Source organism: Vibrio sp., assembly GCF_050299255.1.
Lineage (GTDB): Bacteria > Pseudomonadota > Gammaproteobacteria > Enterobacterales > Vibrionaceae > Vibrio.
Genome location: NZ_JBNKVP010000134.1, coordinates 1 through 4518, shown reverse-complemented (window position 1 = coordinate 4518; position 4518 = coordinate 1). Strand labels below are relative to the sequence as shown.

Sequence of the window (4518 nt, the reverse complement as noted above, 5' to 3'; positions counted from 1 at the left end):
GGTACCTTCACTAACGAGCACTTCCAGTACCTGGACCGCCCGAGAAGTAAGTGGACCCACATTAATCCAGAAGATTTAGTGAAGTAATCATGCTGATGCGGTTTTTCTATTCGGTTCTCTATACCCTGGTTGCGCCGCTGTTCTTGATTAAACTGTTTAAAAAGAACCCAGGCCAGCCGTTTGTCGGTAAACGCTGGCCTGAGCATTTTGGCTTCTCCCCGGCACTGCGAAGTGAACGCCAACCCATCTGGATTCATGCCGTTTCGGTGGGCGAAGTGATGGCCGTGAGCCCTTTGATAAAAGAGCTGAGCCTGCATACCGACAGCCCGATACTACTTACCACGACCACACCAACCGGCGCCGCACAGGCGGAAAAACTCGGAGACTTGGTCGAACACCGCTATATGCCGCTGGATTGTACCTTTGCTGTTCGTCGTTTTATCCGTCGAATGCAGCCCAGTCGCTTGGTAATTGTGGAAACGGAACTGTGGCCAAATACATTACGAGCGGTCGCCAAAGCAGGGATTCCTATCAGCGTGATAAACGCTCGGCTATCGGAGCGTTCGTTTCGCCGCTACCAGAAAGTCATGCCGCTGTTTAATTTGATAGCCCCACACCTGACTCAGGTACTATGCCAGTATCCGGATGACGCCAGGCGGTTCAAAGAGCTCGGTATTTCATCTGAACGTGTTGGCATCACAGGTTCGGTCAAATTTGATTTCAGTGTCACTGAGCAAGTACTCACGGCTGGTCACCAACTTCGAGATCAGTTAGGCCGGCAGCGACCGGTTTGGATTGCGGCCAGCACTCACAAAGGCGAAGATGAAATCGTTCTGGCGGCGCACCAGAAACTACTGCAGCATAAGCCGGACGCGTTATTGATTCTGGTTCCACGCCATCCGCAGCGGTTTGATGACGTATACGCGCTGACCCAGCAACTGGGTTTTTCAGTACAAAGACGAACGCAGCAAACTCTGCTATCTGAAAGTAAGCCGAGCCAAGTTTATCTGGGAGATACGTTGGGTGAATTGCTGCTACTGATCCAGGCAACAGATATCTGCTTTATGGGGGGAAGCTTGTTGGGCGATAAAGTCGGCGGACACAACTTTATTGAGCCTGCGGCACTGGCTAAGCCAATTTTAACCGGCCCCAGTTACTTTAACTTTAACGAGATAGCCAACCGGCTGTTTGGTGTAAGTGGCTTGATGGTGGTGAACAATGACACTGAGTTAGCCGAAAAGCTCATCAGTCTGATAGCTAATCCAGAGTTAAGCGAGCAAACCGGCCAGGCGGCTTATAGTGTCTTTACCGACAATAAAGGGGCGATAGAGAAAACCATCGCCGCTTTGGATTTAACAACAATCTAGTAGTAAAAACTCAGCCAGCACATCACGCTGGCTGTTTTTTTGACTGGAATGAACTCTCTATGCCTGGGCAGCAGTAAGTTTCTGGAGTGACTGAGCTTTCTCTTCTAGCTGGCCGATGTCCAAATCATTCATCGCTTTGCCTGTGTTGACCGTTACCGCTTTTTCAGAGTTAGGATTCCAGTGGGCAAAGTTCACTTTATCTGAGCGATACAGCGCGAGCTGAGGTTTATCCAGCCCGGTAGCAATATGGACGATAGATGTGTCCACAGAGACCACCAGCTTCGCGAAATGCACGGCGGCAATCGCATCATAAATAGATTCGCTATCCGAGAAGTGAAGCACTTTATCGCCAGTCAACTGCATATTGTCCAATAGCTGGTGAGTTTCCGGTGAAGAAAGCATCACCACACTGAACTGCGGAAATTGCCGCTGCAGAACCTGTAGTATCTGGGTAATATTACTCTTATTCAGCTTACGTTCACTACCACTGCCAAACGGGTTAAACAGTATGTAACTGCCAATACTGTTATCTGAAATATACGTTTCTAACTTGGTCAGGGAAGTGGGAATCAAAGGAACCATATAGCGCTCTTGCGGCGCATCAATGCCCAGCAGTACCGACAGATAATCAAACTTTTTAGCGAAGTGCTGTCCCTGCGTTTGCTGCTGGATATTGACGTTGAGCAGTTTCACTTTAGTGTCGATACCGACGTTGAACTTAGACCGGATATGCTTGAGAAAATAGATATCTTTCATCTTCATATGCGGGTTCAAAGTCCAGACCAGGTCTACCTCGCCCACTTGCTGACATACGCGGCGGATCTCGCTGTAAGATGGCCGTTTGTTCATCGCGATAACTTGGTCTACTTTAAAATGCTGCTCAAATATCGACGCCATACCCGATGTGGTCAGAACCTGAATTTTGATATCAGGGCGATGTTTGCGGATTTTTTTGATCACCGCTGAGGAAACAATCGCATCACCCAATTTGGCATCATTACGAATGAACAGAATACTCCGAGTGGATTCTATGGGCTGATCCAGCGGCTTTTTACGGTCAAAGATGATCAGGCCGAGCTCACGACGGACTATATCGCGATACAACTGTAATTTGCTGATAATAAAACGCATTAGCTAATTTCCTGATAGCTTTGCTGGATGACTTCCAGCTGGTCGAGTTCAAAGTGAAGCGGGTGCTTGGCCATTTCCTTACGAAAAGAGCGCTCTAGCCGGGACAGATTTTGGCTTTTCCACTGTTCTCCCGACTGCTTGCGGCATTTATCAAAATCAATCAACCAAACCTTTTGCTGATCATCCACCAGAATATTGTGAATATTCAGATCGGTATGATTTACCTGAGCGTTATGCATTTTACGAATTTCCCGGCCGATCAGGTGAAAAACAGAATCTGGCAGGGTTCTATCCCGCAATAGAGAAACTAAATCGCGCGCATTGGGAATTTTTTCTGAAATGAGGTCCGCGGTATAAGTCACACCGCTGCGAATCACCCGGGCAGCAACAGGCTTTGGCACCGCTACGTCATTGGCGGCCAGCCATTGCAACAACACAAACTCTTGATAACTGCGGCTATTTTTGATTCCGGTAAAAAGATAGTGGTCACTCACCAACTTACCAAATAACCCACCGCGCCGATAGTGGCGCAGCGCGACTTGCAGGGTTTCCAGTTGCACAAACCAGGTGGTACCACGACCTTGTGCCGAACCGATTATCCGGCCTTGCTGCCGCCAGTGTTCAGGGTCGAAACTTTGCCAGGGATTTTCCACCAGCAATTCCGGATCCAACCAGACGGTTTGCGCCCCTTCTGTTATCTGTTTTATCTGCGGCAACTTATGTAACCTTTTAATTAGCCTCTCTGTAAACCGTTGCTACAATAACTGATTGTGGTCGCAAGTTTAAACTGTTTTATTGCCCGGAATTGTATGTTTCCGTCATCCGCCTCTCGCACCGGGTGCTCAAGGTGATAAACCACCGCTCGTCCCAGTTTGCCGCTGTAACTTACGCCATGCATCTGCAGCCGTTTGACTAAATCAATATCTTCATGCCAGACATGCCTGATGTTTAAGCCTTTGTCGGAAAAGCGCTCGGCAACCTGCTTCACCTCCGGGCCAGAACCGTCATCGGCAATACAAACAGAAAAGTCTTGGTCTGATTGTTTGAGAAATCCTTCCAGAGTCACGCTAAGGACATCAGCATCTTTATATGCAGACATAATAACTTCGTATTTCATTGCTATCTCATAAGCAAGTTAAACATAAGCATTTCCATCGCTTAATCCGGTTTGCGAAATACGACTGTAATCTGCATAATCGCCGAAGGATTCCTAACTGGTTAACCATCAACTACTTTTATGGCCCTTTTTCAATCAGCTCCTGATTCCATCTGCATTCTGAGACTGTCTGCCATCGGCGATGTCTGTAATACCATCGCGGCGGTACAGGCGATTCAGCGCCAGTGGCCACAAACTCATATCACCTGGATCACCGGTACCCTGGAAGCTCAGTTACTCGCAGGGTTACACGGAATCGAACTGATCACGTTTGACAAAAAACAGGGCTGGAAAGGCTACCTGCAGCTTTGGCGGCAACTCAAACATCGCCGCTTTGATGCTCTGCTGCATATGCAATACGCCTTTCGGGCCAGTATCGCGACGCTCGGTATTAAAGCCCGCTATAAGCTGGGCTTTGACGCCAAACGCAGTCAGGATTTTCAGACGCTGTTTACCAATGTCAAAGTGCCCTCACCTCAAGAGCCTCATGTACTGGATGGCCTGCTCGCGTTTGTCCGATATCTCGGCATAGACGATATCACTGCCCATTGGCAACTGAACTACAGTGAGCAAGATGGCGAGTGGGCGAGCGGTAAACTATCTGAGAATAAACGCAATCTGGTGATCGTACCCGCGGCCAGCAAAGCGTATAAAAACTGGCATGCTTTCGGATACATTGAGTTAATCCAGCATGCCCAGCAGGCTGGCTGGCACATTATTCTGGCGGGCAGCCCGGCGAAAGTTGAGCGGGATCTGGCAGAGCAGATATGCGCGGGGCTCTCACAGCCGGTGCTAAATCTGGTCGGCCAGAGCAGCCTGAAGCAGATGCTGGCACTGCTGGATAAATGCCAGATGGTCGTCGCA

Annotated in this window: 5 protein-coding genes and 1 pseudogene; 3 read left to right on the top strand and 3 right to left on the bottom strand. The window is 48.9% G+C overall.

Translation table 11 applies throughout. From position 1 onward, the window contains the following. Nucleotides 1–87, top strand: a pseudogene (locus ACQY6F_RS18220) (glycosyl transferase); the annotation flags it as partial. A gap of 2 nt (nt 88–89) precedes the next feature. Beyond that, on the top strand, nt 90–1367 hold the full coding sequence (gene waaA / locus ACQY6F_RS18215) for a lipid IV(A) 3-deoxy-D-manno-octulosonic acid transferase (protein WP_428776476.1): 1278 nt from the start codon (nt 90–92) through the stop codon (nt 1365–1367). 57 nt (nt 1368–1424) lie between these two features. Here waaA and ACQY6F_RS18210 read toward each other — a convergent pair whose 3' ends face one another. The 3 genes from ACQY6F_RS18210 to ACQY6F_RS18200 are packed head-to-tail and all read right to left on the bottom strand — an operon-like array spanning nt 1425 to nt 3615. Beyond that, a complete protein-coding gene (locus ACQY6F_RS18210; RefSeq protein ID WP_428776475.1) occupies nt 1425–2498 on the bottom strand; it encodes a glycosyltransferase family 9 protein in 1074 nt (357 codons plus the stop codon). Next, complete coding sequence (locus tag ACQY6F_RS18205) at nt 2498–3205, bottom strand: 3-deoxy-D-manno-octulosonic acid kinase (protein WP_428776478.1); 708 nt, start codon at nt 3203–3205, stop codon at nt 2498–2500. Before ACQY6F_RS18205 ends, ACQY6F_RS18210 begins: the two co-directional genes overlap by 1 nt. A gap of 26 nt (nt 3206–3231) precedes the next feature. After that, complete coding sequence (locus tag ACQY6F_RS18200) at nt 3232–3615, bottom strand: glycosyltransferase (protein ID WP_428776473.1); 384 nt, start codon at nt 3613–3615, stop codon at nt 3232–3234. A gap of 120 nt (nt 3616–3735) precedes the next feature. Between ACQY6F_RS18200 and ACQY6F_RS18195 the strand changes: the two genes are divergently transcribed. Further along, the coding region (locus tag ACQY6F_RS18195; protein WP_428776471.1) for a glycosyltransferase family 9 protein at nt 3736–4518 on the top strand (783 nt) is incomplete at its 3' end.